Below are 26,349 nucleotides of genomic sequence, written 5' to 3'. Positions count from 1 at the left end.
AGCTAGTCCTCGATGAGCTGAACGGTGCCGCCGGCGCCCTCGATAGACGAGCGCGCGGAGGCCGAGATCTTGTGGACGTTCACGGTGAAGCTCTTGGTGAGCTCACCGCGACCGAGGATCTTGACCGGCACGTCCCGCTGCTTGGCGAGACCCGTGGCCTTGAGCTCCTCGAGCCCGATGGTCGCGCCTGCATCGAAGCGCGCCTCGAGATCGTCCAGATTCACGTGCTGCGTGTGCGTCCGGAACATCTCGAACGGCATCGACATCTTCTTGTTCGGGCCGCGCAGCTTGCGCATCCGCATGTGCAGCGGATTCTGGCCGCCCTCGAAACGAGCGCGGTCCTTCGCGCCGGCGCGCGAGTTGTAGCCCTTGTGGCCGCGGCCCGAGGTCTTGCCGTGGCCGGAGCCATGGCCGCGACCGACGCGCTTGCGGTCCTTCTTGGAGCCGGGAGCCGGCTTCAGCGAATGGAGCCCGACCGCCTCGGCGCGCAGCTCCTCGTTGACAGCGTCCTGCTCGCTCACGACTTCTCCTCAACCGTTACGAGGTGGCGCACGGCGTGAACCATGCCGCGCAGCGGCTCCGAGTCGGGCCGCTCCACCGTCTTGCCGATGCCGCGCAGGCCGAGCGAGCGCAGCGTGTCCCGCTGACGGCCATTCGTGCCGTTCGCGGACTTGACCTGGGTGATGACGAGGGTGCTCATGCGGTGGTGACCTCCTCCGAGGTGGTCTCCGCCGGAGTGTCGTCAACGTCCGCCGGAGCGGACTCGCCATTCGTCGAGGTCGCGGCCACCGGCTTGGAGCCGAGGCCCAGAACCTTGTCCACCGACAGGCCACGCAGCGCCGCGATCTCCTCGGGCTTGCGCAGGTCCTGCAGGCCGGCGATGGTCGCCTTGACCAGGTTGATGGGGTTCTGGGAGCCCAGCGACTTCGAGAGGATGTCGTGGATCCCGGCGAGCTCGAGCACCGCGCGCACACCGCCACCGGCGATGACGCCGGTACCGGGGGACGCGGGCTTCAGGAACACACGGCCGGAGCCGAAGATGCCAGTGGTCTGATGGGTGATCGTCGAGCCGTGGCGCGGAACCTTGAAGAGGTTCTTCTTCGCACGCTCGACGCCCTTCTGGATCGCCAGCGGGACTTCGTTCGCCTTGCCGTAGCCAACGCCGACGACGCCGTTCCCGTCGCCAACAACGACCAGCGCGGTGAACGAGAAGCGCCGGCCGCCCTTGACGACCTTGGCGACGCGGTTGATCTCGACGACGCGTTCTTCCAGGTCGAAGCCGGAGGCTGAGGTGGATCGATCGGGGGCTGCCATGGAGTCCTTCGAGGGTAGCGGTCTTAGAAGCTCAGGCCGCCCTCGCGGGCGCCCTCGGCCAGGGCCTTCACACGGCCGTGATACTGGTAGCCACCGCGATCGAACACGGCGGAGTCGATGCCGGCGTCCTTCGCGCGGGAAGCGAGCAGCTTGCCCGCCTCCGTCGCCTGCTCCATCGGCTTGAGCGACTTCAGCGCGTCCTCGGTCCACTGGACCGAGGCCAGCGTGCGGCCGGCGTCGTCGTCGATGAGCTGGGCGAAGATGCCGCGGTTGGAGCGGAACACCGAGATGCGCGGGCGCACGGCCGAGCCGTGCACCTTCGCACGGACGCGGCGACGACGCTTGAGGCGCTTCGCAGGAGGAGACAGAACCGTCATGCGCGCTTACCGACCTTCCGGGCCACGTACTCGCCCTGATAGCGGATGCCCTTGCCCTTGTACGGCTCCGGCGGACGCTGCTTGCGGATGATGGCGGCGATCTCGCCGACAACCTGCTTCGAGTTGCCCTTGATGATCACGCGCGTGGGCTGCGGGACCTCGAACTCGATGCCCTCCGGCGCCTTGATCGGCACAGGGTGCGAGTAGCCGAGCGCGAGCTCCAGGTCCTTGCCCTTGAGCTGCGCGCGGTAACCGACGCCCTGGATCTCGAGCGTCTTCGTGAAGCCGACGGTCACACCCTCGACCATGTTCGCGACCAGCGAGCGCGTGAGCCCGTGCAGGGCCCGGTGCTCGGCGCGATCGGTCGGACGGGTGACGAGCAGCTGGCCGTCTTCCTGGACGACCTCGATCGCGCGGTTCTTGCGCTCCTCGAGGTTGCCCCGGGGCCCGCTGACGCGCACGACCTCGGGCTCGACCGTGACAGTCACGGACGAGGGCACGGGGATGGGCTTTCTACCGATGCGGGACATTGCAGATTACCAGACCTCGGCGACGACCTCGCCACCGACGCCCGCAGCGCGAGCTTCGTGGCCGGTCATGACGCCGTGCGAGGTGGACACGATGGTGGTGCCCATGCCACCGAGGACCTTCGGGATCGACTTGGAGTCGACGTACCGACGCTGACCGGGGCGGGACACCCGGCGCAGGCCGGAGATCACCGATGTCCGGTTCTCAGTGTACTTGAGGCGGATGAGGATCTTGTCGGCCGCGCTGCCGGGCACACCGGGCTTCTCGTCGAAGCCCTCGATGTAGCCCTGCTCCGTGAGGATGCGGGCCAGCTCGCGCTTGAACGTGCTGGAGGGGATCTCCACCGTCTCGTGCGCGGCCATGATGCCGTTGCGGATGCGGGTGAGGAAGTCCGCGATGGGGTCGGTCATCGACATGATGGACCTACCAGCTCGACTTCGTCATGCCGGGGATCATGCCGTTGTGGGCCAGCTGGCGCAGGCACAGACGGCAGATGCCGAACTTGCGGTACACCGCGCGCGGACGCCCACAACGACGGCAGCGGGACTGCTGGCGCGTCTTGTACTTGGGCGTGCGCTGCGAGGCGACGATCTTGGATGTCTTAGCCATTCGAGAAGTTCTCTCTTGTCTAGGCGGCGACCGGCTGGCGGAGGCTCTCGTACTGCTTGGGCCGGCCATCGCGGGCGAAGGGCAGGCCGAGCGCGTCGAGAAGCGTGAACGCCTCTGCGTCAGTCTTGGCGGTCGTCGTGAAAGCGATGTCGAAGCCGCGGACGGCGTCGACGGTGTCGTAGTCGATCTCCGGGAAGATCACGTGCTCCTTGATCCCCGTGTTGTAGTTCCCACGGCCGTCGAACGACTTGGGGTTGAGGCCCCGGAAGTCGCGCAGACGCGGGATGGCCACGGAGACCAGGCGGTCGATGAACTCGTACGCCTTCTGGTCACGCAGGGTGACGGTCAGGCCCACGGGCATGCCCTCGCGGAGCTTGAAGGCGGCGACGGACTTGCGCGCCCGGCGGATGTTCGGCTGCTGGCCCGCGATGTCCGCGAGCTGCGCCTTGGCCGCCTCGAGCTGCTTGGAGTCCTGCTTGGCCTCGCCGACGCCCATGTTGAGCGTCACCTTGACCAGCTTCGGCGCCTGCATCGGCGTCGAGTAGCCGAACTTGTCCACGAGCTGCGCGCGGATCTCGTCGTTGTAACGGTCCTTCAAACGTGCCATCAGTCGAGCTCCGTCCCAGAGCGACGGCTCACGCGCTTGCGAATGCCGCCCTCGCGGGTGACGCCCACGCGGGTGGGCTTGTGGTCCTTGGGATCCACCAACGCCACGTTGGAGATGTGGATCGGCGCCTCGCGCTCGATGACGCCGACCTCGAGGTTCGGTCGGCCCGGCACCGGGCGCTGGTGACGCTTGATGATGTTCAGGCCCTCGACGTACACGCGGTCCTTCGCCGGCTCGACACGGAGGACCTTGCCGGTCTTCCCCTTGTCCTTGCCGGAGATGACGATCACGTTGTCGTCGGTGCGGATCTTCTTGGCCATGCCTAGAGCACCTCGGGAGCGAGCGAGACGATCTTCATGAACCCGCCGTCGCGCAGCTCGCGCGCCACCGGGCCGAAGATGCGCGTGCCGCGCGGGTTGTTCTGGGCGTCGATGATCACCGCGGCGTTCTCGTCGAAGGCGATGTAGGTGCCGTCTTCGCGCCCGAACTCCTTCTTCGTGCGCACGACGACCGCCTTGACGACGTCACCCTTCTTGACCGTCCCGTTCGGGTTGGCCTGCTTGACCGTGGCGACGATGATGTCCCCCACGCCCGCGTAGCGGCGGCGCGAGCCACCCATGACGCGGATGGTGAGGATCTCGCGCGCGCCGGTGTTGTCGGCGACGCGGAGCCGGGTCTCGTTCTGGATCACTTCGCACGCTCCAGGACCTCGAGCAGCCGCCAGCGCTTGGTGCGCGACATCGGCCGGCACTCCTGGACGCGAACCGTGTCGCCCTCATGGGCGTTGTTGCTCTCGTCGTGGACGTGCAGGGTGATCGAGCTGCGGAGGATCTTGTGGTAGCGGCGGTGACGACGCGCGATGTCCACGCGCACGACCACCGTCTTGTCGGGCTTGTCGGAGACGACGATGCCCTGGCGCACCTTCGGACGACCGGGACCATGCTCGGGAGCGTGCTGCTCCTCGACGGCCGGCGCCGCGGCACGCGCTTCGGCGCGCTTGGCCTTCTGCTTCGCGCGGTAGCGACGCCGCTGGGCGGCGTTGCGCTCCTTGTGGGCCTGGCGCTCCGCCAGACGCTCCTCGAGCGTCTGGGGACCGGTGGCCTTCTTCTTCGCGGCACGCGCGGCGGCATTGCGCTCGCGGCGAGTCGCGGTGGGAGCGGCGGACTTCTCCTCGGAGGCGGGCGCTTCGGCGGTCGCCTCCGTGGAGGTCACCTCCTCCACGTTCTCAGTTGTCTCTTCGGATTCAGCCATTGTTCTTCTGTGTCGGGTCGATGCCGCGCTGACGCGCGACGGTCAGGGCGCGAGCGACGTCGCGCTTGGCGGACCGCAGGCCCGCCGTGTTCTCGAGCTCGCCCGTGGCGTGCTGCAGCCGCAGGCCGAACAGCTCACGGCGCACGTTGGCCACGTGCTCGCCCAGGGCCTTGTCGTCGAGGTCGCGGAGTTCGGACGCCTTCATCACTGACCGTCCTCTCGCAGCACGAACTTGGTCTTCACGGGCAGCTTGTGGCCGGCCAGGCGCATGGCCTCGCGAGCGAGGTCCTCCGGCACGCCGGAGAGCTCGAACATCACGCGACCCGGCTTGACGACGGCAACCCAGCCCTCCGGGTTGCCCTTGCCGGAACCCATGCGGGTCTCGGCCGGCTTCTTGGTGAAGGCCTTGTCCGGGAAGACGTTGATCCACACCTTGCCGCCACGCTTGATCTTGCGGGTCATCGCGATACGAGCCGCCTCGATCTGGCGGTTCGTCAGCCAGCCCGCCTCGGTGGCCTTGAGGCCGTACTCACCGAAGTTGACCGTCTGCTGACCGCGCGAGAGGCCGTGCCGGCGTCCGCGATGGACCTTGCGGTACTTGACGCGCTTAGGGGAAAGCATCAGCGACCACCTCGCGGGGGACCGCCCTGGCCGCCACGACCGCCGCCGCCGAAGCCGCCGCCTCCGCCGCCACGGCCACCGCCGCCGCCGAAGCCGCCTCCGCCGCCACGGCCACCGCCGCCGCCGAAGCCGCCCCCGCCGCCACGGCCACCGCCGCCGCCGGGTCCGCCGCCACGACCGCCGGGGCCGCCGCCCTGGCCGCCGCGACCGCCGCGCCCACGGCCACCGCCGCCGCCGCGCCCGTCGCCACGCCCGCGGCCGTCACGGCCGCGACCGCCACGACGGTCGTCGTCGCGATCGGTCTGGCTCTGCGCCGGCTCGTCGAGCGACGTCAGGTCCTGACCGGTGAAGCCCTTGGGCATGATCTCGCCCTTGTTGATCCAGCACTTGACGCCGATGCGACCGAACGTCGTGCGGGCCTCGTAGAAGCCGTAGTCGATGTCGGCGCGCAGCGTGTGCAGCGGCACGCGGCCATCGGAGTACATCTCCGTACGAGCCATCTCGGCGCCGCCGAGGCGGCCGCCGACCTGGATCTTGCAGCCCTTGGCGCCCGAGCGCATGGCGCTCGTGAGGGCGCGCTTCATCGCGCGGCGGAACGCCACGCGGTTCTGCAGCTGCTCGGCGATCGACTGCGCGACGAGCTTCGCGTCGAGCTCGGGGCGCTTGATCTCGAGGATGTTGACCTTGATGGACTTGCCGGTGATCCGGTGCAGGTCGCGCCGCAGCGCGTCCACCTCGGAACCCGACTTGCCGATCACGATGCCCGGACGGGCGGTGTGGATGTTGACCTCCACCTCAGCCGCGTCCTTGCGGATCGTGATGTCGGAGAGGCCGGCGTGCGCGAGCTTGTTCGTGATGTGATCGCGAATCCGAACATCCTCGATCAGGAAGTCGCTGAACTGGCGCTCAGAGAACCAGTTCGACTTCCAATCGTGGATGTAGCCCACGCGCATGGCCTCGGGATGAACCTTCTGACCCATGGGGGGCTAGGACTCCTTCGGGGTGAGCGTGATGGACAGGTGCGAGGTGCGCTTGCGGATGCGCGTGGCGCGGCCCATGGCGCGCGGCCGGTAGCGCTTCAGCGTCGGACCCTCGTCGGCGTGCACGGAGAGGATGCGGAGCTCCTCGCCGACCAGCTCGTGGTTGTGCTCGGCGTTGGCCACGGCCGACTCGAGCAGCTTGCTCCACGCCTTGGCGGCGTCGCGCGTGGCGAACGCAAGGATCTTGCGCGCCTCGACGACGTCCTTGCCGCGGATGTGGTCGCACACGAGCCGCGCCTTGCGGGCGGATGTACGCACGTACTTGGCCTGCGCGGAGACCTCCAGCCCGACCGGCACGGCCTTGGGCTCCTCGGCCCGACCGCCACGACGGCTCCGAGTCCGGCTCGCGGACTTCTTCGCCTCGTCGGCGGCCTCCTCGGCCTGGTCCGCGGCCTGCTCGGCCTCGCGGGCCTTGCGGGACTTCTCGCGCTTGGGCTTGTCAGCAGCGGCGGCCGCGGCGTTCTGCGCCTTGTCCGCGGCCTCCTCGGCCTCGGCGGCGGCAGCGACAGCCGTCTCGGTACCGGCCTCGTCGGCGGCCTCTTCGGCCTCCACGGCGGCGTCGGTCGCGCGAGCGGCGGCCTCGTCGGCACGCTCCTGCTGGTCGACCGGCTCGGCGGACGTGCCCTCGGCCTGCGGAGTCTCCTCCACGGCGTCGTCAGGCACGTTCTCGTCGACCTGGTCGGTCTGCTTCTCGTTGTCCGGAGTCATCGCACCTTGCCTCGCGCGTCATGTCCGCGATAGGTACGCGTCGGCGCGAACTCGCCGAGCTTGTGACCCACCATGGACTCAGAGACGAAGACCGGGACGTGCTTGCGGCCGTCGTGGACGGCGATCGTGTGACCGACGAACTCCGGGAAGATCGTCGAAGCCCGCGACCACGTCTTGATCATCGTGCGCTGGTTCGCGTCGTTCATTGACTCGATGCGGGCGAAGAGACGATCCTCGACCCACGGCCCCTTCTTTGAGGAACGGCTCATCAGCGGCCACCCTTCTTGCCACGGCGACGGCCGCGGACGATCAAACGGTCTGAAGCTTTGCCCTTCTTGCGGGTGCGGTAGCCGAGCGTCGGCACGCCCCACGGGGTCTTCGGATGGTTGCCCAGCGAGCCACCGCCCTCGCCACCGCCGTGCGGATGGTCGACGGGGTTCATGGCCTTGCCGCGCGTCTGCGGGCGGACGCCCAGGTGACGCTTGCGGCCGGCCTTGCCGATCGTGACGTTCTGGTGGTCGGAGTTGCCGACCACGCCGACCGTCGCGCGGCACTCGACGCGCACCTGGCGCATCTCGCCGGACGGGAGGCGCAGGGTGGCGTAGTCGCCCTCCTTCGCCATCAACTGCACGCCCACACCGGCTGAGCGGGCGAGCTGGGCGCCACGGCCCGGCTGCAGCTCGACGTTGTGGACCAGGGTGCCGACCGGCATGGCCGAGAGCGGCATCGCGTTGCCGACCTGGATGTCCGCGCCGACGCCCGAGATCACGTCCATGCCGACCCGAAGGCGGTTCGGAGCGATGATGTAGGCCTTCGTGCCGTCCGTGTAGTGGAGCAGCGCGATGTACGCCGTGCGGTTGGGGTCGTACTCGATCGCGGCGACGCGCGCCGAGACGCCGTCCTTGGTCCGCTTGAAGTCGATCTTGCGGTAAAGGCGCTTGGCGCCACCACCGCGGTGACGAGCCGTCTTGCGACCGCGCGCGTTGCGCCCGCCGGACTTCTTGAGGCCCTCGGTGAGGGACTTCTCCGGCTCGGTCTTCGTGATCTCCGCGAAGTCCGGGAACGTGATGAAACGTCGTCCGGCGGAGGTGGGCTTGGGCTTGCGAATCGGCATGGCTTAGAGGTCGGCCTCGAGGCCCTGGAAGATCGGGATGGACTGGCCGGGAGCGACCTGCACGACGGCCTTCTTCCACGCCCGGGTGCGACCGGCGGTGACGCCGCGACGCTTGGGCTTGGAGGGGACCTTGGACGTGCGGACCTCGACGACGTTGACGTCGAACAGCGCCTCGACGGCCTGCTTGATCTGCGTCTTGTGCGCCTTGTCGTGCACGCGGAACGTGTACTTCTCGGCGGTCGCCAGGACGTAGCTCTTCTCGGAGACGACCGGGCGGATGATCACCTGGCTGTGGTCCATCAGGCCTTCGCCTCCTTGCGGGCGCGCGTCGTGAGGGAGTCCAGCGCGGCCTGGCTCAGGACCAGGGTCGCGGCGCGGACGAGGTCGGCCACACCGACGTCGTCGACGTGCAGGACGTTCGTGCGCACCAGGTTGCGGAACGACTTGAGCGTCGTGACCTCGCCGTCGGCGACGACGACCAGGACCGAACCGCCACGGTGGGCGTTCAGCAGGTCGGACGCCTTGGCGGTCGACGGCGCGTCGAAGCCGGCCGTGTCGACGACGTGGATGGTCCCGCGCTCGGCGTGCACCGAGAGCGCGCTGCGCAGCGCGGACTTGCGCGCCTTGCGGTTGACCTTCACGACGTACGAACGCGGGCTGGGGCCGAAGACGGTGCCGCCGCCGGTCCAGATCGGGGAACGGCTCGTACCCGCACGGGCGCGGCCGGTGCCCTTCTGACGCCACGGCTTGGCGCCGCCGCCGGAGACCATGCCACGCGTCTTGGTCGCGTGCGTCCCCTGCCGGCGCGCGGCCAGCTCGGCGATGACGACCTCGTGCACGAGCGGGCCGTTGAACGGCTGCTCGAAGACGTCGGCGTCCAGCGTGACGGCGTTGCCGCCGCCCAGGGTCGGAGCGGAGCTAGGCATCCGTACGGACCTCCACGGTGTCGCCCTTGGAGCCCGGAACCGAGCCGCGGACGAGCATCAGGTTCTGCTCGGGCAGAAGGTCGACGATCGTCAGACCCTTCTGCGTGACGCGCTTGCCGCCCATCTGGCCGGGGCCGCGAATGCCCTTGAACACGCGCGAGGGCGTGGCCGAGGCACCGATCGAGCCCGGGGCGCGCTTGTTGTGCGAGCCGTGGGACTTCGGACCGGACGAGAAGTTGTGGCGCTTGATCGTGCCCTGGAAGCCCTTGCCCTTGCCCTTGCCGGCGATCTTGACCTTCTGGCCGACCTCGAAGGCCTCCACGGTCACGGTGTCGCCGACGACGAGCTCGCCCGCTTCGTCGCGGAACTCCACGAGCGTGCGGACGGGGGAGGCGTTGACCTTCTTCAGGTAGCCGAGCTTGGGCTTGTTGAGCGCTTTCTCGCGGACGGCGCCGAAGCCGAGCTGAACAGCCTCGTAGCCGTCGACGTCATTCGTGCGGATGGCGGTCACGGGGCACGGGCCCGCCTCGAGCACGGTCACGCGCTCGACACGACCGTCGTCGAGGAAGCGCTGGGTCATTCCCAGCTTCTTGGCGAGGATGGCGGGCATTAGTTGAAAGCGAGTCGGATCTCGATGTCCACGCCGGCGGGCAGGTGGTCGAGGCGCTGAAGCGAGTCGACCGTCTTGGGCGTGGGCTGATGGATGTCGATCAGGCGCTTGTGCGTCCGGATCTCGAAGTGCTCCTGGGAGTCCTTGTCCTTGAAGGGGGACTTCACCACGGCGTACACGTTCTTCTCGGTCGGGAGCGGCACCGGGCCGGAGACAGTGGCGCCAGTCCGCGTCGCGGTCTCGACGATCTCCTTGGCCGCGGTCTCGATGGCCGACGAGTCGTACGCCTTGAGACGAATGCGGATCTTGTTCTGGGCTATGGCCACGTTCTGTCCGGTACTTGGAGTGAAATCTTTGCTGGCTTCTTGCGCGCAATGAGGGCGGCCCCCGGGCTACGGGGCCCGCCCTCCAAGGTCGTATCGGTCGACTTCTTGCGCTGCGGCGGGCGCTTGGGCGCCCGCCGCTGGATCACCTACGTGTTACTCGACGATCTCCGTGACGACGCCGGAGCCGACGGTGCGGCCACCCTCGCGGATGGCGAAGCGCAGGCCGGCGTCCATGGCGATCGGCTGGATGAGCTCGACGACCATCGCGATGTTGTCGCCCGGCATGACCATCTCCGTGCCCTCGGGCAGGTTGGCGACACCGGTGACGTCCGTCGTGCGGAAGTAGAACTGCGGCCGGTACCCGTTGAAGAACGGAGTGTGGCGGCCACCCTCCTCCTTCTTCAGGACGTAGACCTCAGCCTTGAACTTCGTGTGCGGCGTGATCGAGCCCGGCTTGCACAGCACCTGGCCACGCTCGATCTCCTCGCGCTTGATGCCGCGGAGGAGGCAGCCGACGTTGTCGCCCGCGCGACCCTCGTCGAGGATCTTGCGGAACATCTCGACGCCGGTGACGACCGTGTTGGACGTCTCCTTGTGGATGCCCACGATCTCGACCGTGTCGCCCGTGTTGACGATGCCCTGCTCGATGCGGCCCGTGGCCACCGTGCCGCGACCCGTGATCGAGAAGACGTCCTCGACCGGCATCAGGAACGGCTTGTCGAGCGCGCGCTCGGGCTCCGGGATGTACGAGTCCAGCTGGTTGCCGAGCTCGATGATCTTGTCGACGTACTCCTGCTCGCCCTCGAGCGCCTTGAGCGCCGAGCCCACGACGAACGGGACGTCGTCGCCCGGGAACTCGTACTCGTTGAGGAGGTCACGGACCTCGACCTCGACGAGCTCGAGCAGCTCCTCGTCGTCGACCATGTCGGCCTTGTTGAGGAACACGACGATGTACGGCACGCCGACCTGACGGGCGAGCAGGATGTGCTCACGCGTCTGGGGCATGGGGCCGTCAGCCGCCGAGACCACGAGGATCGCGCCGTCCATCTGCGCGGCGCCCGTGATCATGTTCTTCACGTAGTCGGCGTGGCCGGGGCAGTCGACGTGGGCGTAGTGACGCGCCTCCGTCTCGTACTCGACGTGCGACGTCGCGATCGTGATGCCGCGGGCCTTCTCCTCAGGAGCGTTGTCGATCTCGTCGAAGGAGCGAGCCTGGCCGCCCCACTTCTCAGAGAGGACCTTCGTGATGGCCGCCGTCAGCGTCGTCTTGCCATGGTCGATGTGACCGATGGTGCCGACGTTGACGTGCGGCTTGTCCCGCGTGAACTTCTCCTTCGCCACTTTCTACTCGCTCCTATCTCGAAACCCGTGCTCAGGCGAACCCATCCAGACTACCGCGCTCAGGCGGGGACTGGCTCGCCGGTGCGACCCTCGATCACCTTTTCGGCGATGTTGGGCGGCACTTCCTCGTACTTGTCGAACTGCATGGTGTACGTCGCGCGACCCTGGGACATCGTCCGCACGTCGGTGGCGTAACCGAACATCTCGCTCAGCGGCACATGCGCCGAGACGACCTGGGCGTTGCCGCGCGGCTCCATGCCGTTCACGCGCCCGCGGCGACGGTTGAGGTCGCCGATGACATCGCCCATGTACTCCTCGGGCGTGACGACCTCGACGGCGAACACCGGCTCCAGCAGAACCGGCTTCGCGCGCTTGGCCGCTTCCTTGAACGCCAGCGAGCCGGCAATCTTGAACGCGATCTCCGACGAGTCCGTGTCGTGGAACTTGCCGTCCACGAGCGTGACCCGCACGTCGACCACCGGGTAGCCGGCGCGGATGCCGTTGGAGAGGGACTCCTCGACACCCTTCTCGATCGAGGGGATGTACTCGGTCGGAATCGAGCCACCCTTGATCTTGTTGACGAAGTCGAAGCCCTCGCCCGGCGCCGGCTCGATGTTGATGTACACGATGCCGTACTGGCCCGAGCCGCCGGTCTGGCGCACGTGGCGGCCTTCGACCTTCTCGGCGGTGCCACGCACGGTCTCGCGGTACGAGACCTGCGGACGGCCGACGTTCGCCTCGACCTTGTACTCGCGCATCATGCGATCGACCAGCACCTCGAGGTGCAGCTCGCCCATGCCCGAGATCTCGGTCTGGCCGCTCTCCTCGTTCGTCCGGACCTGGAAGGTCGGGTCCTCCTCGGCCAGACGGCCAAGGGCAACCGACATCTTCTCCTGGTCGGACTTCGTCTTCGGCTCGATGGCCACCGAGATGACCGGGTCGTCGAAGGTGATCGCCTCGAGCTTGATCGGCTTGTCCGGCGCCGCGAGCGTGTCGCCCGTGACGACCTGCTTGATGCCGACCGCCGCGGCGATGTCGCCCGCGTAGACCTCGGTCACGTCCTCACGGTCATTGGCGTGCATCATCAGGATGCGGCCGATGCGCTCGTTCTTGCCGGTCGACACGTTCAGGACGCGCGAGCCGGCCTCGAGCTTGCCCGAGTAGACGCGGAAGTAGGTGAGCTTGCCGACGTACGGGTCGGCCATGATCTTGAACGCCAGCGCCGCGAAGGGCTCGTTGTCCGAAGCCGTGCGCGTCGCCTCGACGTCCTCGCCGCCGCGGACGGGCTCCAGGCCGGTGACGGCCGGGACGTCCAGCGGGGACGGCAGGAAGGCGATGACCGCGTCCAGCAGCGGCTGAACGCCCTTGTTCTTGAAGCTGGAGCCGCAGAGGACCGGCGTGAGCTGGCTCGAGAGCGTCGCCTTGCGGATCGCGGCGACCAGGCGGGCCGTCGGGATCTCCTGGTCCTCGAGGATCATCTCGACGAGCTCGTCGTCGTAGTGCGAGACCTCCTCGAGGAGGTGCTCACGGGCCGCGTTGGCCTCGTCGAGCAGGTCCTCCGGGATGTCCTTGACGACGACGTCCTTGCCGAGGTCGTCGTTGTAGACGACGGCCTTCATCTCGATGAGGTCGATGATGCCGAGGAACTCGGACTCAGCGCCGATCGGCAGCTGGATCGGCACCGGGTGGGCACCCAGGCGATCGATCATCGTCTGCACACCGCGCTCGAAGTCGGCCCCGATGCGGTCCATCTTGTTGATGTAGGCGATGCGCGGGACCTGGTACTTGTCGGCCTGACGCCAGACGGTCTCCGACTGCGGCTCTACACCGGCGACAGAGTCGAACAGCGCGACAGCACCGTCGAGCACGCGCAGCGAACGCTCCACCTCGACGGTGAAGTCGACGTGGCCGGGCGTGTCGATGATGTTGATGCGGTGGTTGTCCCACTCGCACGTGGTCGCAGCAGAGGTGATCGTGATGCCACGCTCCTGCTCCTGCTCCATCCAGTCCATGGTCGCGGCGCCTTCGTGCACCTCGCCCAGCTTGTGGGACTTTCCGGTGTAGTACAGGATGCGCTCGGTCGTCGTCGTCTTGCCCGCGTCAATGTGGGCCATGATCCCGATGTTTCGGGTCTTCTCGAGTGTGAACTTGCGCGGCATGCAGATCTCTTCTCTGTCTCTACGGTCTTCCTGCGTAGGGTGCCCTGACAGCGGGCAAAGAAACGGGCCCTTTCGGGCCCGTGTCGTTCACATGCTGCGAGGCGGCCCGAAGACTCGGTGGGCTATGTCTCGCTTGACTCCATGTGAAGGACCGGGGTCGTTGCGCGGGCACAGGGCCACCCGCAACGGCAGTCGAATATAGCAGGGGGTCGACGCCGCGGCGGTATCGCGGTTTCACTCGCTAGAACTGAGACCTCATGCGGGTTTTGATCGCCGCGCTGCTGGTCTCCGCGGCGCTCTGCTCCTCAGCTTCCGGCGCGCCCGTGCGCGCGCTCGCGCCCGCGGGGGCGGGCCCCGTGATCTACGGGAACACGGTGTGGTTCGAATCCGGCGGCGACGTGTTCACCGAGCCGCTCTGGGGCGGGCCTCCGCGCACGGCGGCGGCGCCGGCCGGCGTGCTCGCACCGCTGTCGCCGCCGCTGGGCGAGTCGTCGCCGTTCGCGGTCGTCGATCCCGTGCAGTCGTCGGACCTCGGCGTGGTGACGCTCGAGGACGGCGGCGTGTGGCTGCGGCGTGACGGGCGGCGCGTGGAGATCGCGCTGCCGCCGGGCGCCGATCCGTCCGTCGTGGCCGTGGCGGGCGGCCTTGGGGTCGCGCCGGTGCCGGAGGGCGCGCTCGTCGTCTTCGACCTGCGCTCGGGCGTCGAGGTGCGCCAGGTGTCGCTCGGCGCGCTGGACCCCGTGAACCTGGACGGGCTCGCGTTGTCGCCGGCGGGTGATGTCGCCGCGAGCGTGCCGGTCGGTGACGGGACGGGCGCGCTGGTCTGGGCCGCGGCGGGCGAGAGCCGCGTGCGCGTGATCGCGCGCGGGGAGCGCCTGGGCCGCGTGGCGGTCGCCGGGCGGCGCGTCGCGCACGTGACGGGCGCGGGCCTGCGCGAGGGCGTGCGCGTCGTCGTGGTCGACCCGGCCGCGGTCCACGACGTCGGCGCGAGCGCGGCCACCAGGGCACGAGGCGCCGCGGCGGCGCCTGCCACCCCCGCAGCGCCCACCCCCGCAGCGCCCACCCCCGCAGCGCCCGCTCCCGCGGCGCCCGCGACCCCCGCGGCGCTCTCCCCCGCCGATCGCGGCGAGATCCTGCGCGGGCCGGCCGTGTACGACGTCACGTCGCTCTCGTTCGACGGGGCGTGGCTCGGGTTCTCGACGCCATCGTGCCTGTACGTGGCGTCGGCCTCCGCCGCGACGCTGCCGGCCGGGCCGTGTGCGCGGACCGAGATCGCCGCGGAGCCGCTGCGCGGGGACGCGCCGCGGCTCCGGGTGGCGTGCATCAACGCTCCCGCGCGCACGTGCCGCGTGCGCGCGAGCGCGGGTGGCCGGACGGTCACGAGGACCGTGCGACGGGGTCAGGCGCGGGTGCTCAGCGTCCCGCGCGGTCGGTTGCAGGTGCGAACCGTCGACCCTGACGGTCGCGTAGCGCGCGTGCTGTAGCCGGGGCCTTGACGCCGCGCTCGCCGAGCAGGGCGACCGCGGCGGGGAGCGCGATCCCGCGGACCAGCGTCGCGTCGACGAGCACGCCGATCGCCAGGCCGAGGCCGATCATCTTCATCTCGATCAGCGGGAGCGTCGGGAAGATCGCGAAGATCGCGACCATCACGACCGCCGCGCTCGTGATCGCGCCCGCCGTCGCCGAGACGCCCTCGGCCGCCGCGGCGCGGGGGTCGCGGCCCTCGCGGCGCGCCTCGCGGATGCGCTCGAGCACGAGGATCGTGTAGTCCATCGAGAGCCCGAACAGGATCACGAACGTGTTCAGCGGGACCCAGTCGACGATCGCGCCGTGGGACGTGAAGCCGAGCAGGCCCTCCGCCCACGTGTTCTGGAAGACCGCCGTGAGGACGCCGTAGGCCGCGCCGACGCTCAGCAGGTTCAGGCCGATGATCGCGAGCGCGAGCGGAAGGGAGCGGAAGCTCGCGAGCAGCAGGATCAGCGCCAGGCCGAGCACGAACGCGATCACCAGCGGCGTGGTCGTGCGCAGGCGGTCGGCGAAGTCGAGGCTGGAGGCGGCGTCGCCGGTGACCAGCACGCTGTCGGGCAGCTCGGCGCGGAGCTCCTCGACGATCTGGCCGGCACGGTCGTCGCTGCGGTCGGGCATCGGGACCGTGACGAGGCTCGCGCCCTTGCCCTCGGTGATGGACGCGTCGCCGTTGCCGCCCGTGATCTGCTGCGCGGTCTCGGCGATCTGCTCGAGGTCCTGCTTCGGGCCGGTGACGACGAGGCTCGCCGAGCCGGGCGCGCCCGGGAAGGCCCGCTCGATGTCGCGCGCGGCGACCATCGACGGCTCGTCCTCCGGAAGGCTCGGGATGGTGCCGCTGGTGTGCAGGTTCAGGACCGGCGCGGCGAGGGCGACGAGCGCGGCCGCGGCGATCGCCAGCGACGTGCGGGGGCGGCGCGTGACCACGTTCGCGAGCGCGGTCCACACGCGGCTCTTGCCGCCGGTGCGCGGCATGAACGGCAGGCGGCCCTTGTTGATGCGGTCGCCGAGCAGCGCCAGCACCGCCGGCAGGACCGTGAGCGAGCCGACGACCGCGATCGCGACCACGAGCATCGTCGCGAGCGCCATGCTCGAGAAGATCGTCAGGCCCGTCAGCAGCAACCCGGCGAGGCCCGCGATGACCGTGACGCCGGACACGACGATCGCGCGGCCGACGGTCGCGGCGGTGGCGTTGAGCGCGGCGTCCTCGTCCCGGCCGGCCTTGCGCTCCTCGCGCTCGCGGCGGATGTAGAAGAGCGAGTAGTCGACGCCGACCGCCAGGCCCAGCAGGACCACCAGCGAGGACGTGGCCTCGTCCATCGGCGCGATCTGCGAGAGCACGCCCATGCCGCCCATCGCGGCGATCACCGACGTGAGGCCGAGCATCAGCGGCACGGCCGCGGCGACCAGCGCGCCGAACGCCAGGAACAGGATGATCAGCGTGATCGGCAGCGAGATCAGCTCGGCCGTGCGCAGGTCGCGCGTGACGACCTCGCCGATCGCCTTGTCGGTCGTCCCGGGCCCGGCCGCCTGGACCGTGACGTCCGGGTGCGTGGCCTGCAGCTCGTCGACGGCCTTGACCAGCCCGTCGACGTGGTCGGCGGCGTCCGCCGGATCCCCGCGCAACGTGACCTGCACCAGCCGCGTGCGGCCCTTGTCGCGCTCGAGATCAGCACGAGCCGAGGCGACCTCGGGCAGCGCCTGCGCCCGCTTGGTGAGGTCGCGCGCGGCCGTCGCGGTCTTCGCGGCATCATCAGCGCGCAGCAGCACCGTCTCGACCGCCGGCCCCTGCAGGCCCGCCTCGGCGAGGATGCGATCGGCCTTGGCGGACTCGCCGACGCCGGCGTCCGCCCCGGTCAGCGCCTTCGTCCCGGTCATCGCCCCGGCGGTGACGAACCCCGCGACGAGCAGTATCCACAGCAGGACGATGGTCTTCGGGCGCCGCGCCGAAGCGGCCGCGCACCGTCGTGTGACGCGCGCCAGCAGGCCCGCGGAATGAACGTTGGAGGACATACCGGGAACATCGCCGTTCCCAGGCGCCGTTCCACTGGGGCGCGGGACCGTTTGTGTACGTCGTACACCCCCGGGTGGGGCTCGGGTTAGCCCTACCCGCCGCCGATCACGGGGGACCTGCCGTGACGGGGTGGGCCAGGGAACTCTCGCCAATCGAAAGCCAGCCGGCCCACCCCTGCGAGACCGGCCCTCGCCATGCGAACGGGGGAACGCGCACGCGTTCCACAGTCCGGGGACCCGGCTCAGCCGCACAAGAGCGCACAGCGCCCCGCGGCCGTGACGTTCAGCGCCCGCCCGTCATCCCGCCGCCGCACCCAGTCCCGCGCCAGCGCGACGTCGAGCAGCGCCGCGCCCAGCGCCCCCGCCACGTGCGGGCGGCGTTCGGTCCAGTCGGGACACGCGCGCACCAGCACGCGGCGGCCGCCGAGCGCGTCGAGGTCGATCGCGAACGCGCGCGAGAAGTGGGCCCCGTCGCCCACCGTGAACGCGCCGTCCCGGAGGACGAGCGCGCCGCGCGCGACGAGGTCGTCCGCGAGCGCGACGCCCGTGCGGCCGGCGAGATGGTCGTAGCACGAGCGGGCCTCGCGCAACGCGGCGTGCCCGTTCACGGCGCGGAGGCCGATCGGCCGCGCGACACCAGGCGCGAGCCGCGACAACGCCTCGAGCGCCTCGGCGACCTCGGGGCGCGCGAGCTCCGCCTCACGCCGGCGCCCACGTTGGCGCACGACGATCAGCCCGGCCGCCTCGAGCTTCGCGAGGTGGCCGCTGACCGTCGACGGCGCCACACCCACCCGCACCGCCAACGCCCCGGCGGGGAGCGGCGGCCCGCCGAGCAGCTCCTCGAGGATCCGCGCCCGCGTGCGGTCGGCGAGCAGCGCGGCGACGTCGGCGAGCTCGGACATGCCGCCCAGCGTACGCCCGCGACGTTTCGGCGGCGACCGAACCGTCCCGGCCCTACCGTCGGACGATGCTCGACCTCCCCGTCCCGGACCCCGGCCCGTCCGGCCCGTTCGCCACGATGGCCTGGCTGCGCGCGACCGTCTCGCGCTTCGCCAACGGCGAGACCCACGCCCGCCGCCGCGCGCTCACCGAGGCCCGCCTCGCCACGCTCGACCCGGCGACGCTCGCCGCCGCCGCGAAGAACGCGGCCGCAGGCACGCGCGAGACCGCTGCCTCCACGCCGCCCGCCGCCGCCACGTGGCCCGGTGCCTCGCCGGCCGCTCGCGGCTTCGCCGGCGTGCCCCGCGCGTATCTCCCCGTCGCCGTGCTCGCCGACGCGACCGGCGTCGCCGACCCGGTCGCGGCCGTCGGGTTCACGCGGGTCGTCGCCGCCGCGTATCAGCCCGGGACGGAGCATCCCGAGGCCGACGCGGCGCTCGCCGCCCTGCTCGCGCTCCTGCCCGCCGACGAGCCCGAGGCGCTCGCGCAGCACGTCGCGTTGCTGGTGCAGGCGTGCGAGGCGACGGCCGGCCTCGTGCGCGGCGACAATCTGCCCGTGAAGACGACGAAGCGTGTCACCGCGGACGGCGAGATCGTCGCGGTCGGCCTCGATGGGCGGCCGTTCGGGGACGGGCCGCGCCGCTGCCCGGGCGAGGCGCACGCGCGGGCGCTCGCGGAGGCGCTCCGGTGACGGGGTTCGCGGAGCTGCACGTGCCCGGCGACCCGCTCGTGCTGCCGAACGCGTGGGACGCGGTGTCCGGCGCGGCGCTCGTCGCCGCCGGGTTCAAGGCGATCGGGACGACCAGCCTCGGGGTTGCCGCGGCCGCCGGCAAGCGGGACGGGGTCGGGGCCGCGTGGGAGGAGACGCGCGCGCTCGCCCTCAGGCTGAGCCGGCTCGACTGCCACCTGACCGTCGACCTCGAGCACGGGTTCGGCGAGCATCCCGACGCCGTGGCCGAGCGGGTCGCGCAGCTCGACGGGATCGCCGGCGTCAACCTCGAGGACCAGCACGGCGACCCCGACCACCACGCGGCCGTGATCGCCGCGGTCAAGCGGCGCAACCCGCACGTGTTCGTCAACGCGCGCACGGACACGCACTGGCTGCGCACCGGCGACCTCGACGACGCGATCGCCCGGTGCACCGCGTACGTCCGCGCGGGCGCCGACGGCGTGTTCGTCCCGGGCCTCCCGCTCGAGGACGTCGCGCCGTTCACCGACGCGGTCGCGGCACCGCTGAACGTGCTCTTCCAGCCGGGCCACACGGTCGCCGACCTCGCCGCCCGCGGCGCCGCGCGGATCAGCACCGGCTCGCTACTGTTCCGGGCAGCTCTGCAGAGCGCCGTCGCCGCGGCGGCCGCGATCCGGGCCGGCGACGACCTGCACCACGCGCAGCTCCCGTCCTACAGCGCAGTGGACGACCTGGCCGGTTAAAGACGAACGGCCCGCAACGCGGGCCGTTCGCAAAGCTCAGATGAAGCGGACGACTACCAGCGGTAGTGCGCGAAGGCCTTGTTGGCCTGCGCCATGCGGAAGATGTCGTCCTTGCGCTTGTAGGCGCCGCCCTGCTGGGACTGCGCGTCCAGCAGCTCGTTGGCGAGACGCTGGGCCATCGACTTCTCGCGACGGTTGCGCGAGAACTCGACCAGCCAGCGGACGGCGAGCGTGCGGGCACGCGGGGCCGGCACCTCGACGGGCACCTGGTAGGTCGCACCACCGACGCGGCGGGAGCGAACCTCGAGGACCGGCGTGAGGGCCTTGATCGAGTCCTCCAGAGCCTGGACCGGCTCCTTGCCCGTGCGCTCCGAGAGGATCGCCAGCGCGTCGTACACGATGCGCTCGGCGGTCGACTTCTTGCCGTCCAGCATCACACGGTTGATGACCTGCTGGACGAGCTTGGAACGGTGAACGGGGTCCGGATCGATGGTCCGGCGCCCGGCGGCGGCGCGACGAGGCATTACTTGGCTTTCACTCCGTACTGGGAACGGGCCTTCTTGCGGTCAGAGACGCCGGCGGCATCGAGCGTGCCGCGGACGACCTTGTACCGGACGCCCGGAAGGTCCTTGACGCGGCCACCACGCACGAGCACGACGGAGTGCTCCTGCAGGTTGTGACCCTCGCCGGGGATGTAGACCGTGACTTCCATCGAGTTCGTCAGGCGCACACGAGCCACCTTGCGCAGAGCCGAGTTCGGCTTCTTGGGCGTGGTGGTGTAGACGCGCGTGCAGACCCCGCGACGCTGGGGAGCGGCCACCTTCTTCTTGCGGCCCTTACCGGACTTCAAGCCAGGGGTAGCGAGCTTCTTCGTCTTAGGGTTGCGGCCCTTCCGGACCAGCTGGGACGTCGTCGGCATACGGCGCTGGATAGTAGCAACGCATGTAGCAGCAAACCCGGCGAACCGCGTCAGGACCCCGCTGAGAGGACCTTCATGGCCGCATTATGCCCAGGAATGCCGCTCACGCCACCCCCTCTTCGCGCGCCCGCGCCGCAGACCAGCACGCGCTCCCACGGGGTCTCGACGCCCCATGTGCCGACTTCCGCGTCGTCCTCGGCGAACGGCCACGCGAGGTCCCGGTGGAAGATGTTCCCGCCCGGCAGCCCCAGCTCCTCCTCGAGCTCGACGGGCGTCCTGGCCTCCAGGCACGGCTCGCCGTCGGGCGCGACGTAGAGGCAGTCCTCGATCGGCTCGGCGAGGACGCGGTTGAGCGACCGCAGCGTCGCCGCGACCGCCTCCGCCTTGACCCGGTCATGGTCCTGCGCGAACAGCCGCGCCGGCATGTGCAGCCCGAAGCACGTCAGCGTCTGCGCGCCCGACGCCTGCAGCTCGGGGCCCAGGATCGTCGGGTCCGTCAACGAGTGGCAGTAGATCTCGCACGGCGGCAGCGACGGCACCTCGCCGCGCGCCGCGCTCGCGTACGCCTCCGCCAGCTGCGCGGCCGACTCGTTGACGTGAAACGTCCCCGCGAACGCCTCGCGCGGGTCGACCGACGCGTCCAGCAGCCGCGGAAGCCGCTGCAGCAGCATGTTGAGCTTCAGCTGCGCGCCCTCCGGCGCCGGCTCGTCCGGCGGCGGCTCACCCAGCAGCCGCGCGAGCACCGCGGGCGCCACGTTCGCCAGCACCCACTCCCCCCGCACCGATCCGCCGTCGAAGCGCACCTCGCCGCCGGGATCGATCCCGGTCACCTCGCATTCGAGCCGCACCTCCGCGCCGGCCGCCGTCGCCAGCTCCGCGAGCTCGGACGTCAGCGCGCCCATCCCGCCGACGGGCACGTCCCAGTGCCCGGTGCCGTTGCCGATCACGTGGTAGACGAAGCAGCGGTTCTGCCGCAGCGACGGCTCGTCGAGCTCCGCGAACGTGCCGATCAGCGCGTCGGTCGCGATGATCCCGCGCTCGAAGTCGTCCTCGAAGAAGCGGCGCAGCAGCCCGTCCAGCGGGCGCTCGAACAGCGCCTCCCACGCCGCGTCGTCACCCACGCGCGCGCGGAGGTCCGCGCGCGAGGGCAGCGGCTCGGTCAGGGTCGGGAACACCGACTCGGCGACCCGCCCCGTCAGCGCCTCGAACGCCGCCCAGCTCGGCCCGGGTGGCTCGCCGACCCGCACGAGCAGCCCGGTGCCGTCCTCGCGCGGCGAGTACGAGGAGACCGAGCGCCGCCGCATCTCCGTGCGCAGCCCCATCTGCGCGCGCAGCGCCTCCGGCATCAGCGACACGAGGTACGAGTAGCGCGACAACCGCGCGTCCACCCCCGCCCACGGGCGCTCGGAGACCGCCGCGCCGCCCACGTGGTCGCGCCGCTCGAGCACGACCACGGACCGCCCGGCCCGGGCCAGCAGCGTCGCCGCCACCAGCCCGTTGTGGCCGCCGCCGACGATGACGGCGTCGTACACGACTAGGCCGCGAGCGCCTCGAAGGCGTCCACGTACGGCAGCCCCGTCGACTCCGCGACCGGCGCGTACGTGACCTTGCCACCGACGACGTTGACGCCCTTCGCCAGCCCCGGGTTCTCGCGCGCCGCCCGCTCGACGCCCGCGTCGGCGACGTGGACGATGTACGGCATCGTCGCGTTCGTCAGCGCGCGCGTGGACGTGATCGGCACCGCGCCCGGCATGTTCGCGACGCAGTAGTGCAGGACGCCGTCGACCTCGTAGGTGGGGTCCGAGTGCGTCGTCGGCCGCGACGTCTCGAAGCAGCCGCCCTGGTCGATCGACACGTCGACGAGCACCGCGCTCGGCTTCATCAGCGCGAGCTGGTCGCGGCGGATGACGTACGGCGCCTTCGCGCCCGCGACGAGCACCGCGCCGATCACGAGGTCGACCTCGGGCAGCCGCTGCTCGATGTCCAGCGTCGACGCGTAGCACGTGTCCGCGCGGCCGCCGAAGGCGATGTCGAGCTCGCGCAGGCGGTCGATGTTGCGGTCGTAGACGTAGACCGTGGCCTCCATCCCGAGCGCGATGAACGCCGCGTTCATGCCGACCACGCCGCCGCCGATGATCATCACCTTCGCGGCGGCGACGCCCGGCACGCCGCCGAGCAGGATGCCGCGGCCGCCGAGCGGCTTCTCGAGCATGAACGCGCCCGCCTGCGTGGCGATCTTGCCGGCCACCTCGCTCATCGGCGCCAGCAACGGCAGCCGCCCGCGCGAGTCCTCGACGGTCTCGTAGGCGACGCACGTGGCGCCCGACTCGACGAGCCCCTTCGTCAGCTCGGGGTCCGGCGCGAGGTGCAGGTAGGTGAACAGCGTGTGGCGCGGCTCGAGCATCGCGACCTCGACCGCCTGCGGCTCCTTGACCTTGACGATCATGTCCGAGGCCTCGAACACGGCGGCCGCGTCCGGGAGGATCGACGCGCCCTGCGAGACGTACTCCGCGTCGGTGATCGCCGAGCCCTCGCCGGCACCGGCCTGGATGACGACCTCGTGGCCGTGCTCTACCAGCTCACGTACGCCGGCGGGCGTCAGTGCAACCCGGTACTCGTCGGTCTTGATCTCGGTGGGGCAGCCGACCTTCATCTCTCGTCACCTCTCAGGTTGGATCAATTCGCGGCCGCGCAACGCGAGCCAGAAGTCGATCCGGTCCCGGGCGGAGTCCAGCGACCTGCCGGTCAGCTCCTCTACGCGCCGGATCCGGTAGCGCAGCGTGTGACGGTGACAGAAGAGCGCCTTCGCCGCACGTTCCCACTGGCCGTTGCACTCGATGAAGGCTTCCAGAGACCGCATCAGCTCGCCCCCATACGCCCCCTCGGAGTCCTCGATCGGCGCGAGGATCGAGTCGCAGAACAGGCGCAGCGCGTCGTCGTCCTGGAGCGACAAGAGCAGTTGGAACGAGCCGAGGTCGCGGTAGGTCGCGATCCCGCTCTCCGAGCCGCTGCCGCCGACCGCGAGCGCGCGGGCCTCGAGCGCGCAGCGCGCCTCGTGGAACCCGCGTCGCAGCTCGCCGGGCGCCACGCAGCGCCCCGCGCCCGCGGGCAGCGTCGCGCCCGTCTCCTGCTCCACCCGCGCGAGCAGCCGCCCGGCGAGGGCGAACAGCTCGTCGTCGCCGCTCGTCGGCAACAGCGCGCACAGCAACGCGCCCGCTGGGGCCACGAGCCCGCCGCCGGCCTCCTCGCGCACGGCGCGCGCGAGCGCCTCCTCGGCGACCGCGCGGACGCCCCGCGGCGGCGCGAGCACGAGCACGCCGGCACGCTCGCGCACGCCGAACGGCTCCAGGCGGCGCGCGAGCTCCGCGCCCGCGAGGTCACCCGCGACGAGCGCGCTCAGCACGTCGCCGGCGAGCCGGCGCTCGGTGTCGTCGACGACGCGCCGGCGCAACAGCTCCAGCGCCACGATCGTCACCGCCTGGTGCAGCGTCAGCCGGTCCAGCTCGTTCAGCGGCCCGTTCGCGCGCGCCGCGACCAGCCACGCTTCCGGGAGCGCCGCGCCGGAGCGGGACACCGGCAGCGCGAGCGCACCGGCCGGGAAGTCCTCGGCTTCGGGCGCGTAGCCGCGCTTGACGCCCGCCTCGAGCCGTTCCCGCAGCTCCCGCACGACGCCCGCCGGGTCCACGCGCCCGCGTGCGGCGAGCACCTCACCCCGTGCGTCGAGTATCAGCGCCGGTCCGCCGATCATCGTGCCGAGCTCGCTCGCCACGCCCTCCAGACCACGTTCGGACAGCACGACCTGCTCGAGCCGCTCGTGAGCGGACAGCGCCCGCCGCAGCACCGCGTACTGCTCGTTCACGAGCTGCGCCGCGGCGCGCTCGGTGATGGCGATGAACGGCGTCGCGTACGGCACCTCGAAGACGGGGAAGTCCTGCGCCTCGGCCGCCGCGCGCAGCGCCTCCGGCACGCCGGCGTGCGAGAAGCCCGTGCCGAAGCCGAGCCCGGCGAGCCCGTGGCCGGCGAGCCGCTCCACGTAGGCGCGCTGCTGGCGCTCATCCCCCAGGCCGAGCCCGGTCGTCAGCAGCAGCTCGCCGCCGGAGAGCCACGGCGTCGGGTCCTCCAGCTCGGAGATGTGCACCCAGCGCAGCGGGTTGTCGAGGCCGGTCGCACCGGCGACGACCTCCAGCTCCAGCTCACGCAGCAGTTCCCGCAGGGGCAGCACGTCGCGAGCTTAAACGCAGCGCGCCACCGCTAGGGCTCGGTGGCGCTCGAGAAGGTCGGATGATCGGGGTGGGGCGGCGGGGATGTCCCGCCTTCCTTCTATGCGTGGGAGGCGGCGGCCGCGGCGCGGACCGGCGGCGGCGTGAGGATCGCGGCGACGACGACGAGCACGAAGGCGAAGGCCTGGACGCAGATGCCGACCGTGTCGGAGGGCATCGGGTCGCCGAAGACGATGATGCCGCCGAGGATGCAGGACACGTTGGCGGCGGTGGACGTGGCGGCGATGACCGGCACGGCCTCGCCCTGCTGCATGCCGCGGGCGCTGGCGTAGAAGGCGATGACCGAGGCCATGATCGTCACGGCCAGCCACGGCGAGCCGGCGATCGCGCCGATGCCGCTCAGGCCGGTGAGGGCCTTGATGGCGATGTCGGAGACGCCGAACAGGACGCCGGCGGCCGCGCCGAGCATGATGCCGTGATGGTGGTCCGGCACGCCGAAGCGCTTGCCGCCGATGAGGACGGCGCCGATGGCCAGCATCGCGCCCTCGAAGGCGATCATGCCGGCGAGCGAGTACGCCGAGTGCGCGCCGTGCGTGGCCGGCAGCGTGATGACGAGGAGGACGAGGCCGAGGGCGGTCATGGCGACGCCGACCCACTGGCGCAGCCCGACCTTGAAGCCGAAGATGCGCTCGGCCATGACGGCGAGGATCACCACGCCGGTCGAGAGGACGGCCTGGACGACCGACAGCGGGGCGAACTTCAGCGCGGCGACGTGGAAGATCCACGCGCCCGCCGCGATGGCCATGCCGATCGCGAACCACTTGCACGCGTACAGCTGCTTCGCCGTACGGAACGGATGACGGATGTCAACCGTGGGAGCCTCGTTGGCGCCCTTGTGCTTGTAGAGAAAGCCCAGCTGCGTTGCGATCGCGCAGACAAGCGCGAGCAGGATGCCCAGATTCAGCGACACGTGTCCTCGTACGTCGATTGAGTGAAGGTGCCTCGCCCATCGCCTCTCTCAGCGATGTCCCCGGCGAGCTCTCCACCTACATCGGTTCCCCGCTCGAAGGGCTTTAGGCCTTTTCGAGCTTTGGGCAGCGTACTGCCTGATCTGAAGATTGCCTCAAGAACTTCCGGATCCTCCCCGTTCTGGGGGTACTCCCGGGACGCACGAGACGCAGCGCAGAGCGGCACGGGTCCCAAAACGGACAGGCGATTGCAGAATCGCTCGCAGACCTCCGAGTGCGTCCGCCCTGGTTGACGGGGGCGGACCGCGCTCCCCCGAGCGGGGGAGCGGTCATAGTTGACGCATGAGATCCGTCGGACTCGCGACGACCGTGGCGGTCCTCACATGGCCCGCGAGCGCGGGGGCGGTCGACCAGCCGACGCTCGTCGGCACGCCGACGGTGGGAGCGACGGTGTCCGTCCGCCCCTCGGAGGTCTCGGACCGGGCGCAGCTCCACGAGCTGCGGATCGAGGCGTGCCGCGCCCCCGGCGTGGACTGCGTCACCTTGAGCGCCCCGGACCCGTACGCGCTCGCCGACCACGGCACGGTCGTCATCCCCGGCTGGGCGGCCGGACGCTACATCCAGGCCCTTGACGACCCCGTGCGGCCCGGCGAATGGCTGGCGGGGCCCGTCTACCTGCAGCCTGAGGCCGCGCCGCCGCTGACGCGCGGCGGGGACGTGCTGGTGTCCCCGCCGCTGGTGGTCACGAGCGCGGTCCGGCCGGGGCTGTACTCGGCGTTCAGCCCCGGCCTGTGACGACGCGGC

At 70.7% G+C, this 26,349-nt stretch carries 35 protein-coding genes; 4 read left to right on the top strand and 31 right to left on the bottom strand.

What is annotated here, in order from left to right:
- Positions 1-2 precede the first annotated feature (2 nt).
- From rplO to fusA, 23 genes are all read right to left on the bottom strand, one after another.
- Complete coding sequence (gene rplO / locus C8N24_RS16960) at positions 3-521, bottom strand: 50S ribosomal protein L15 (RefSeq protein WP_245971872.1); 519 nt, start codon at positions 519-521, stop codon at positions 3-5.
- The gene (rpmD, locus tag C8N24_RS16955; protein ID WP_121251783.1) at positions 518-700 is read right to left on the bottom strand and encodes a 50S ribosomal protein L30; all 183 of its coding nucleotides are present in this window, start codon (positions 698-700) and stop codon (positions 518-520) included. The genes rplO and rpmD overlap by 4 nt, the downstream gene beginning before the upstream one ends.
- Complete coding sequence (gene rpsE, locus C8N24_RS16950; RefSeq protein ID WP_121251781.1) at positions 697-1,314, bottom strand: 30S ribosomal protein S5; 618 nt, start codon at positions 1,312-1,314, stop codon at positions 697-699. Before rpsE ends, rpmD begins: the two co-directional genes overlap by 4 nt.
- A 23-nt stretch (positions 1,315-1,337) precedes the next feature.
- Positions 1,338-1,691, bottom strand: a complete 354-nt coding sequence (rplR, locus tag C8N24_RS16945) for a 50S ribosomal protein L18 (protein WP_121251779.1) — start codon at positions 1,689-1,691, stop codon at positions 1,338-1,340.
- Entirely contained in the window at positions 1,688-2,221 is a 534-nt protein-coding gene (gene rplF / locus C8N24_RS16940) for a 50S ribosomal protein L6 (RefSeq protein WP_121251777.1), read from the bottom strand. Before rplF ends, rplR begins: the two co-directional genes overlap by 4 nt.
- Positions 2,222-2,227: 6 nt before the next feature.
- Positions 2,228-2,635, bottom strand: coding sequence for a 30S ribosomal protein S8 (rpsH, locus tag C8N24_RS16935; protein WP_121251775.1), 408 nt, complete (start codon positions 2,633-2,635; stop codon positions 2,228-2,230).
- A gap of 7 nt (positions 2,636-2,642) precedes the next feature.
- Positions 2,643-2,828: a type Z 30S ribosomal protein S14 gene (locus C8N24_RS16930; protein WP_121251772.1), complete on the bottom strand. Its 186-nt coding sequence runs from the start codon at positions 2,826-2,828 to the stop codon at positions 2,643-2,645.
- Between the two features lie 19 nt (positions 2,829-2,847).
- Positions 2,848-3,435, bottom strand: coding sequence for a 50S ribosomal protein L5 (rplE, locus tag C8N24_RS16925; RefSeq protein WP_121251770.1), 588 nt, complete (start codon positions 3,433-3,435; stop codon positions 2,848-2,850).
- The gene (rplX, locus tag C8N24_RS16920; RefSeq protein ID WP_121251768.1) at positions 3,435-3,755 is read right to left on the bottom strand and encodes a 50S ribosomal protein L24; all 321 of its coding nucleotides are present in this window, start codon (positions 3,753-3,755) and stop codon (positions 3,435-3,437) included. The genes rplE and rplX overlap by 1 nt, the downstream gene beginning before the upstream one ends.
- A gap of 2 nt (positions 3,756-3,757) precedes the next feature.
- Complete coding sequence (gene rplN, locus C8N24_RS16915; protein WP_121251766.1) at positions 3,758-4,126, bottom strand: 50S ribosomal protein L14; 369 nt, start codon at positions 4,124-4,126, stop codon at positions 3,758-3,760.
- Positions 4,123-4,647 carry a 30S ribosomal protein S17 gene (rpsQ, locus tag C8N24_RS35585; RefSeq protein ID WP_342794552.1) on the bottom strand — a complete coding sequence of 175 codons (525 nt, stop codon included), beginning with the start codon at positions 4,645-4,647 and terminating at the stop codon, positions 4,123-4,125. The genes rplN and rpsQ overlap by 4 nt, the downstream gene beginning before the upstream one ends.
- Positions 4,648-4,678: 31 nt before the next feature.
- A complete protein-coding gene (gene rpmC, locus C8N24_RS16905) occupies positions 4,679-4,891 on the bottom strand; it encodes a 50S ribosomal protein L29 (protein WP_121251762.1) in 213 nt (70 codons plus the stop codon).
- On the bottom strand, positions 4,891-5,307 hold the full coding sequence (rplP, locus tag C8N24_RS16900) for a 50S ribosomal protein L16 (protein WP_121251759.1): 417 nt from the start codon (positions 5,305-5,307) through the stop codon (positions 4,891-4,893). Before rplP ends, rpmC begins: the two co-directional genes overlap by 1 nt.
- Positions 5,307-6,287 carry a 30S ribosomal protein S3 gene (rpsC, locus tag C8N24_RS35045; protein WP_121251757.1) on the bottom strand — a complete coding sequence of 327 codons (981 nt, stop codon included), beginning with the start codon at positions 6,285-6,287 and terminating at the stop codon, positions 5,307-5,309. The genes rplP and rpsC overlap by 1 nt, the downstream gene beginning before the upstream one ends.
- Positions 6,288-6,293: 6 nt before the next feature.
- Positions 6,294-7,055: a 50S ribosomal protein L22 gene (gene rplV / locus C8N24_RS35580; protein WP_211340001.1), complete on the bottom strand. Its 762-nt coding sequence runs from the start codon at positions 7,053-7,055 to the stop codon at positions 6,294-6,296.
- Positions 7,052-7,324: a 30S ribosomal protein S19 gene (gene rpsS, locus C8N24_RS16885; protein ID WP_121251754.1), complete on the bottom strand. Its 273-nt coding sequence runs from the start codon at positions 7,322-7,324 to the stop codon at positions 7,052-7,054. The genes rplV and rpsS overlap by 4 nt, the downstream gene beginning before the upstream one ends.
- On the bottom strand, positions 7,324-8,169 hold the full coding sequence (gene rplB / locus C8N24_RS16880) for a 50S ribosomal protein L2 (RefSeq protein WP_121251752.1): 846 nt from the start codon (positions 8,167-8,169) through the stop codon (positions 7,324-7,326). The genes rpsS and rplB overlap by 1 nt, the downstream gene beginning before the upstream one ends.
- Positions 8,170-8,172: 3 nt before the next feature.
- Positions 8,173-8,469 carry a 50S ribosomal protein L23 gene (gene rplW / locus C8N24_RS16875; protein ID WP_121251750.1) on the bottom strand — a complete coding sequence of 99 codons (297 nt, stop codon included), beginning with the start codon at positions 8,467-8,469 and terminating at the stop codon, positions 8,173-8,175.
- Positions 8,469-9,095 carry a 50S ribosomal protein L4 gene (rplD, locus tag C8N24_RS16870; protein ID WP_121251747.1) on the bottom strand — a complete coding sequence of 209 codons (627 nt, stop codon included), beginning with the start codon at positions 9,093-9,095 and terminating at the stop codon, positions 8,469-8,471. The genes rplW and rplD overlap by 1 nt, the downstream gene beginning before the upstream one ends.
- On the bottom strand, positions 9,088-9,705 hold the full coding sequence (rplC, locus tag C8N24_RS16865; protein ID WP_121251745.1) for a 50S ribosomal protein L3: 618 nt from the start codon (positions 9,703-9,705) through the stop codon (positions 9,088-9,090). Before rplC ends, rplD begins: the two co-directional genes overlap by 8 nt.
- Positions 9,705-10,025 (bottom strand): 30S ribosomal protein S10, encoded by a 321-nt coding sequence (gene rpsJ, locus C8N24_RS16860; protein ID WP_037494334.1) that lies wholly within the window; start codon positions 10,023-10,025, stop codon positions 9,705-9,707. The genes rplC and rpsJ overlap by 1 nt, the downstream gene beginning before the upstream one ends.
- Positions 10,026-10,184: 159 nt before the next feature.
- Positions 10,185-11,372: an elongation factor Tu gene (tuf, locus tag C8N24_RS16855; RefSeq protein ID WP_121251743.1), complete on the bottom strand. Its 1,188-nt coding sequence runs from the start codon at positions 11,370-11,372 to the stop codon at positions 10,185-10,187.
- Positions 11,373-11,431: 59 nt separating this feature from the next.
- Positions 11,432-13,531 carry an elongation factor G gene (gene fusA / locus C8N24_RS16850; protein WP_121251741.1) on the bottom strand — a complete coding sequence of 700 codons (2,100 nt, stop codon included), beginning with the start codon at positions 13,529-13,531 and terminating at the stop codon, positions 11,432-11,434.
- 257 nt (positions 13,532-13,788) lie between these two features.
- Here fusA and C8N24_RS34685 point away from each other — a divergent pair, with 257 nt between their 5' ends.
- Complete coding sequence (locus C8N24_RS34685; RefSeq protein WP_211340000.1) at positions 13,789-15,015, top strand: hypothetical protein; 1,227 nt, start codon at positions 13,789-13,791, stop codon at positions 15,013-15,015.
- Here the strand turns inward: C8N24_RS34685 and C8N24_RS16840 are convergent.
- Positions 14,945-17,068 (bottom strand): MMPL family transporter, encoded by a 2,124-nt coding sequence (locus C8N24_RS16840; protein WP_121251739.1) that lies wholly within the window; start codon positions 17,066-17,068, stop codon positions 14,945-14,947. The genes C8N24_RS34685 and C8N24_RS16840 overlap by 71 nt on opposite strands.
- A gap of 242 nt (positions 17,069-17,310) precedes the next feature.
- Positions 17,311-17,970 carry an ArsR/SmtB family transcription factor gene (locus C8N24_RS16835; protein ID WP_121251737.1) on the bottom strand — a complete coding sequence of 220 codons (660 nt, stop codon included), beginning with the start codon at positions 17,968-17,970 and terminating at the stop codon, positions 17,311-17,313.
- Positions 17,971-18,035: 65 nt separating this feature from the next.
- Here C8N24_RS16835 and C8N24_RS16830 point away from each other — a divergent pair, with 65 nt between their 5' ends.
- Entirely contained in the window at positions 18,036-18,698 is a 663-nt protein-coding gene (locus C8N24_RS16830; protein ID WP_121251735.1) for a hypothetical protein, read from the top strand.
- Positions 18,695-19,438: an isocitrate lyase/PEP mutase family protein gene (locus C8N24_RS16825; protein WP_121251733.1), complete on the top strand. Its 744-nt coding sequence runs from the start codon at positions 18,695-18,697 to the stop codon at positions 19,436-19,438. The genes C8N24_RS16830 and C8N24_RS16825 overlap by 4 nt, the downstream gene beginning before the upstream one ends.
- 53 nt (positions 19,439-19,491) lie before the next feature.
- On the opposite strand, the gene rpsG is transcribed toward C8N24_RS16825, so the two are convergent.
- The 6 genes from rpsG to C8N24_RS16795 all read right to left on the bottom strand — a co-directional run bounded on the left by rpsG (position 19,492) and on the right by C8N24_RS16795 (position 25,547).
- Positions 19,492-19,962, bottom strand: coding sequence for a 30S ribosomal protein S7 (rpsG, locus tag C8N24_RS16820; protein ID WP_121251731.1), 471 nt, complete (start codon positions 19,960-19,962; stop codon positions 19,492-19,494).
- Positions 19,962-20,357 (bottom strand): 30S ribosomal protein S12, encoded by a 396-nt coding sequence (gene rpsL, locus C8N24_RS16815; RefSeq protein WP_028059562.1) that lies wholly within the window; start codon positions 20,355-20,357, stop codon positions 19,962-19,964. Before rpsL ends, rpsG begins: the two co-directional genes overlap by 1 nt.
- Positions 20,358-20,407: 50 nt before the next feature.
- Positions 20,408-21,889, bottom strand: a complete 1,482-nt coding sequence (locus tag C8N24_RS16810) for a phytoene desaturase family protein (RefSeq protein WP_121251729.1) — start codon at positions 21,887-21,889, stop codon at positions 20,408-20,410.
- 2 nt (positions 21,890-21,891) lie between these two features.
- Positions 21,892-23,010, bottom strand: coding sequence for an alanine dehydrogenase (gene ald / locus C8N24_RS16805; protein ID WP_121251727.1), 1,119 nt, complete (start codon positions 23,008-23,010; stop codon positions 21,892-21,894).
- A gap of 6 nt (positions 23,011-23,016) precedes the next feature.
- The gene (locus C8N24_RS16800) at positions 23,017-24,579 is read right to left on the bottom strand and encodes a PucR family transcriptional regulator (RefSeq protein WP_121251725.1); all 1,563 of its coding nucleotides are present in this window, start codon (positions 24,577-24,579) and stop codon (positions 23,017-23,019) included.
- Between the two features lie 98 nt (positions 24,580-24,677).
- Positions 24,678-25,547 (bottom strand): hypothetical protein, encoded by an 870-nt coding sequence (locus tag C8N24_RS16795; RefSeq protein WP_121251723.1) that lies wholly within the window; start codon positions 25,545-25,547, stop codon positions 24,678-24,680.
- A 340-nt stretch (positions 25,548-25,887) separates the two neighbouring features.
- On the opposite strand from C8N24_RS16795, the gene C8N24_RS16790 reads away from it, so the two are divergent.
- On the top strand, positions 25,888-26,340 hold the full coding sequence (locus C8N24_RS16790) for a hypothetical protein (RefSeq protein ID WP_147447842.1): 453 nt from the start codon (positions 25,888-25,890) through the stop codon (positions 26,338-26,340).
- The last annotated feature ends 9 nt before the right edge of the window (positions 26,341-26,349 follow it).

The organism is Solirubrobacter pauli, from assembly GCF_003633755.1.
Lineage (GTDB): Bacteria > Actinomycetota > Thermoleophilia > Solirubrobacterales > Solirubrobacteraceae > Solirubrobacter > Solirubrobacter pauli.
The sequence above is the reverse complement of the archived record's forward strand: the minus strand, read 5'-3'. Positions and strand labels throughout refer to the sequence as shown.

Coding starts and splice junctions, on each gene's coding strand:
- rpmD (WP_121251783.1), bottom strand. CDS start 700: ATGAGCACCCTCGTCATCACCCAGGTCAAGTCCGCGAACGGCACGAAT.
- C8N24_RS16930 (WP_121251772.1), bottom strand. CDS start 2,828: ATGGCTAAGACATCCAAGATCGTCGCCTCGCAGCGCACGCCCAAGTAC.
- rplC (WP_121251745.1), bottom strand. CDS start 9,705: ATGCCCGCCATCCTCGCCAAGAAGCTGGGAATGACCCAGCGCTTCCTC.
- rplV (WP_211340001.1), bottom strand. CDS start 7,055: ATGACTCCGGACAACGAGAAGCAGACCGACCAGGTCGACGAGAACGTG.
- fusA (WP_121251741.1), bottom strand. CDS start 13,531: ATGCCGCGCAAGTTCACACTCGAGAAGACCCGAAACATCGGGATCATG.
- rpsH (WP_121251775.1), bottom strand. CDS start 2,635: ATGTCGATGACCGACCCCATCGCGGACTTCCTCACCCGCATCCGCAAC.
- C8N24_RS16830 (WP_121251735.1), top strand. CDS start 18,036: ATGCTCGACCTCCCCGTCCCGGACCCCGGCCCGTCCGGCCCGTTCGCC.
- rplE (WP_121251770.1), bottom strand. CDS start 3,435: ATGGCACGTTTGAAGGACCGTTACAACGACGAGATCCGCGCGCAGCTC.
- C8N24_RS16790 (WP_147447842.1), top strand. CDS start 25,888: ATGAGATCCGTCGGACTCGCGACGACCGTGGCGGTCCTCACATGGCCC.
- rpmC (WP_121251762.1), bottom strand. CDS start 4,891: ATGAAGGCGTCCGAACTCCGCGACCTCGACGACAAGGCCCTGGGCGAG.
- rplW (WP_121251750.1), bottom strand. CDS start 8,469: ATGGACCACAGCCAGGTGATCATCCGCCCGGTCGTCTCCGAGAAGAGC.
- rplF (WP_121251777.1), bottom strand. CDS start 2,221: ATGTCCCGCATCGGTAGAAAGCCCATCCCCGTGCCCTCGTCCGTGACT.
- rplB (WP_121251752.1), bottom strand. CDS start 8,169: ATGCCGATTCGCAAGCCCAAGCCCACCTCCGCCGGACGACGTTTCATC.
- rplR (WP_121251779.1), bottom strand. CDS start 1,691: ATGACGGTTCTGTCTCCTCCTGCGAAGCGCCTCAAGCGTCGTCGCCGC.
- rpsC (WP_121251757.1), bottom strand. CDS start 6,287: ATGGGTCAGAAGGTTCATCCCGAGGCCATGCGCGTGGGCTACATCCAC.
- rpsG (WP_121251731.1), bottom strand. CDS start 19,962: ATGCCTCGTCGCGCCGCCGCCGGGCGCCGGACCATCGATCCGGACCCC.
- C8N24_RS34685 (WP_211340000.1), top strand. CDS start 13,789: ATGCGGGTTTTGATCGCCGCGCTGCTGGTCTCCGCGGCGCTCTGCTCC.
- C8N24_RS16840 (WP_121251739.1), bottom strand. CDS start 17,068: ATGTCCTCCAACGTTCATTCCGCGGGCCTGCTGGCGCGCGTCACACGA.
- C8N24_RS16835 (WP_121251737.1), bottom strand. CDS start 17,970: ATGTCCGAGCTCGCCGACGTCGCCGCGCTGCTCGCCGACCGCACGCGG.
- rplD (WP_121251747.1), bottom strand. CDS start 9,095: ATGCCTAGCTCCGCTCCGACCCTGGGCGGCGGCAACGCCGTCACGCTG.
- ald (WP_121251727.1), bottom strand. CDS start 23,010: ATGAAGGTCGGCTGCCCCACCGAGATCAAGACCGACGAGTACCGGGTT.
- rplP (WP_121251759.1), bottom strand. CDS start 5,307: ATGCTTTCCCCTAAGCGCGTCAAGTACCGCAAGGTCCATCGCGGACGC.
- rplX (WP_121251768.1), bottom strand. CDS start 3,755: ATGGCCAAGAAGATCCGCACCGACGACAACGTGATCGTCATCTCCGGC.
- rpsS (WP_121251754.1), bottom strand. CDS start 7,324: ATGAGCCGTTCCTCAAAGAAGGGGCCGTGGGTCGAGGATCGTCTCTTC.
- rpsL (WP_028059562.1), bottom strand. CDS start 20,357: ATGCCGACGACGTCCCAGCTGGTCCGGAAGGGCCGCAACCCTAAGACG.
- rpsE (WP_121251781.1), bottom strand. CDS start 1,314: ATGGCAGCCCCCGATCGATCCACCTCAGCCTCCGGCTTCGACCTGGAA.